The sequence below is a fragment of the Streptomyces mexicanus genome, assembly GCF_902506575.1.
Taxonomy (GTDB): domain Bacteria; phylum Actinomycetota; class Actinomycetes; order Streptomycetales; family Streptomycetaceae; genus Streptomyces; species Streptomyces mexicanus.
The window spans coordinates 1-3806 of sequence record NZ_LR732651.1; the positions used below are offsets into that span (position 1 = coordinate 1).

The 3806-nt window shown below is 72.8% G+C and carries 2 protein-coding genes; both read right to left on the reverse strand.

Going from position 1 to position 3806, the window contains the following annotated elements; all coding sequences use genetic code 11:
- Nucleotides 1-21: 21 nt before the first annotated feature.
- Nucleotides 22-2487: a SpoIIE family protein phosphatase gene (locus GV126_RS34275; protein ID WP_159675158.1), complete on the reverse strand. Its 2466-nt coding sequence runs from the start codon at nucleotides 2485-2487 to the stop codon at nucleotides 22-24.
- Nucleotides 2474-3280, reverse strand: coding sequence for a TetR/AcrR family transcriptional regulator (locus GV126_RS34280; RefSeq protein ID WP_159675160.1), 807 nt, complete (start codon nucleotides 3278-3280; stop codon nucleotides 2474-2476). The genes GV126_RS34275 and GV126_RS34280 overlap by 14 nt, the downstream gene beginning before the upstream one ends.
- Nucleotides 3281-3806: the final 526 nt, after the last annotated feature.

The following is a 3806-nucleotide window of genomic DNA, read 5'->3' on the forward strand; positions in this document are numbered from 1 at the left end:
GGGGTGGTGCGTGCCTCGGTTTCAGGCCGTGGGGGTCAGTTCCTGTTCGGCCCAGACGACCTTGCCGTTGGCGGTGTGGCGGGTGCCGCGGCGGTGGGGCAGCTGGGCGACGAGGAACAGGCCGCGGCCGCCCTCGTCGGTGGTGCGGGCATGGCGCAGGCGCGGGGTGCTCTCCCCGGTGTCGCAGACCTCGCAGACCAGCACGCGGTGCCGGATCAGGCGCAGGACGACGGGACCCGTGCCGTACCGGATGGCGTTGGTGACCAGTTCGCTGACGATCAGCTCGGTGGTGGGCGCGAGGTGCTCCAGGCCCCAGTCGGCCAGCCGCCCCACGGTCAGCGCCCGGGCGCGGGCAACGACGGCAGGGTCGCAGTCCAGCTCCCACGTGGCGACCTGGCTCGGGCTCAGCGCACGCGTCCTGGCCAGCAGCAGCGTGGCGTCGTCGGACGGCGCGCGGGCCGGCAGGGCGGCGACCACGGCCGAGCAGAGGTCGTCCAGGGAGCGGCCCGGCTGCGCCACGGCCGCTCCCAGGCGGTGCATCCCGGCGTCGATGTCCACGTCGCGCGCCTCGACGAGGCCGTCGGTGTAGAAGGCGAGGACGCAGCCCTCGGGCAGCTCCAGTTCCACCGCCTCGAAGGAGGCCATCCCCACCCCGAGCGGCAGACCGGTGGGGAGGTCGGGGAAGGTGACGTCGCCGTGCGGCGGGACGATCACGGGCGGGGGATGTCCGGCCGTCGCCATGGTGCAGCACCGGCTCACCGGGTCGTAGACGGCGTACAGGCAGGTGGCGCCCAGGACGGCGCCGGTCAGGGCCGGGGCGTCGAGGTCTTCCTCGGCGAGGTGGGTGATGGTGTCGTCGAGTCGGGCGAGCAGTTCGTCGGGGGGCAGGTCCATGTTGGCGAGCGTGTGCACCGCCGTGCGGAGCCTTCCCATGGACGCCGCCGCGTTGATGCCGTGCCCCACCACGTCCCCCACGACCAGGGCGACCCGGGCGGCGGACAGCGGGATGACGTCGAACCAGTCGCCGCCGACGCCGTCCTCCCGGTCGGCGGGCAGGTAGCGGGAGGCCACGTCGACGGCGGCCCCGCCGGTGAGACGACGCGGCAGCAGGTCGCGTTGCAGAGCGAGGGCCGCGGCGCGTTCCCGGACGTAGCGGCGGGCGTTGTCCAGGGCCAGCGCGGCGCGGGTGACGAGCTCCTGGGCGAAGAGCAGATCGTCCGCTTCGAACGGCGCGGGGTCGGCGCTGCGGACGAAGACGGCCACGCCCAGCACCGCGCCGCGGGCGTGGATCGGCACGATCATCAAGGAGTGCATCCCGTACCGGCGGACCCTTTCCGCCCGTATCGGGTCCTGACCGAGCCAGGTGCCGGGCGAGGTGTCCAGGAACGGCTCCAGATGAGGTCTGCCTGAGTTCACGACGGCGGTGAACGGCGAGCCCGCGCGGACGAGGACGTGCTCGCCGTGCGACCAGATGGACTCCGGTGCCCCGTCGTGGATCGATGCCATGCCCGCTCGCCGGAAGGCCGGCACATGCCCGCCGGCCGCGCCGAGCCGGACCGGTGACTCCTCGCCCTGCGGTACCGCCTCGGCCAGGTCGACGGTGACGTAGTCCGCGAGCCGCGGCACGGCGAGGTCGGCGAGTTCCTGCCCGGTCCGCATCACGTCCAGTGTGCTGCCGATCCTGGTGCTGGCCTCGCTGAGGACGGCCAGGCGCTCGCGGGCCCGCTCGCGGTCCGTCACGTCGAGGATCATGGCGCACACGCCGACCGGGTGGCCCTCGGCGTCGTCGAGACGGAAGAAGGAGGCCGAGAAGGATTGCTGCCGGTGCGGGTTCGCCGGCAGACTCAGCCGGTACTGGTGGTCGACCGTCGGGACGCCGTCGGCGAAGACCCGCCGCATCACCGCCTCGGCCCGCTCCGCCTCGTCTCCCGGCAGCACCTCCGTGAGGCGGCGGCCGAGCCGCTGTTCGCGGGGTATGCCGTCCTGCAGGGCCAGGGCGTCGTTCACCCAGGTGCAGCGCAGCTGCGGATCGCGGACGGCGATGCCGATCGGGGCACTGGTCAGCAGCGCCTCCATGTCCGCTCCGTTGACCGGCGAGGTGAACAGGGCGGTCGTACGGGTCGCGCAGACGAGCCACTGTCTCTCGCCGCAGGCCCCCGACAGCGGCGAGACCCGCAGGTTCACCTCCAGCCGGGCGCCGTCGCGGTGGCGCAGACCGGCGAGGCCGGACCAGCCGCCCTGGACACGGCACTGCCGGGCGTGCGCCGGCGCCCGCTCGACCTCCTCGGCCGCCACCAGCACCTCGATGGCGTCGTGGCCGACCACTTCCTGCGCGGTGAAGCCCGTCAGGCGCTGAGCGGCCTGGGTCCAGCCCACCACCGTGCCCTTGCCGTCGACGACCGCGACGGCCGCGCCCGCCGACCGGCCCGCCGCGTCGCCGCCCGCCTTCTCCGTGCCGGTCGGCGTCCTGTCGTCACCTGTGGGCATCGCGGCCGTCCCTTCTGCCGGATGATGGTTCTCGCACGGCACGGCCCGCGTCGGCCACCTCGCCCCCGCCCACGCCCACGTCGGCATCGGCATCGGCATCGGCGAGGCGATCGAGCCAGTCGGCCAGCAGCGCCCCTTCGGATCGCGTCAGGGCCGTGGTGCCGCTCTCCCGCAGGGCCTCGCGCAGAGCCGCGGCCCGGCTCGCCACGCTCACCGGCGCAGGCGGCCGGCCGTCACCGTCGGTCGTGATCGTGCGCAGCACGTGCTCGAAGGCCACCGCCGGCAGTCCGGGATCCCGCTCGGGCGGCGGGGTGGAGATCAGTGACAGCACGACGCCGAGCCCGTTGGCGTGCATCAGCCGCGTCGCGCGCTCCACACTCATCCGCAGCCGGCCCGCGGCGCCCGCGCGGGCGACGGTCCGGCGCAGGATCCCGATGGTCTCCACTCCGGCCGCCATGTCGCCGCGGTACCGGCCCTCGCCGTACATCAGGATGTAGCTGGCCGGGCGGGACAGGCCGAAGTCGATGTGGAGGTCCCAGCAGCGACGCAGGTCGGCGATGGGGTCGTCGGTCTGTCCGAGGGCCTGCTTCTCGGCGAGGTACCGCTCGAAGCCGTAGTCCGCCAGCGCGTCGAGCAAGCCGTCCTTGTCGCCGAACAGGCGGTACAGCGTCGGCGGCTGGACCCCGGCCGCAGCGCAGACGGCCCGCGTCGATACAGCCGCACGGCCCTCGCGGTCCAGCAGATTCGCCGCGGCGCGCAGGATGCGCTCCCGCGTCCGCACTGCGTGCGCCATATGAGCATATTAGCGCCGTTACCAGTATTTCTACATCACTGATCTGATTTATGTGCCTTCCCCGACGGGAGCGGCCAGCCGCCGACGCCCTCGCGCCCCCTTCCGCGCCCCGCTGCGGTTCCCGGACCCCGGGGAGAGCCGTTCGCCGAGCATCGACGTGTCGCCCCCGCACGGAGGTCCGCCGCCCCGGAGGGTGACGCGACACGAGAAGATCACCATTCCGGCCTAATTGTCATTCAATCATCCCGCTTCTCCATCAAATTGACGACACGTCAGTCCAGCCGACACCCCGCAGACACCCGCCCCGCGTCCCTCGTTCGGCCCCCGCGAGGGCACAGCCGCCCTCTGCCCGAAATGACAGGGATTGTGGCGATCAGTACGTTCGATCATGCATCGGCCGACACAGCCGATCACTCTCTGAGTCCGAGACAGGAGTAGAAGCGACCATGATCATGACCCGTTCCCACGCGATCACCGCGGGCATCGCGGCCGCCGCGGCGCTGACCGCGACCGGCATCACCTACGC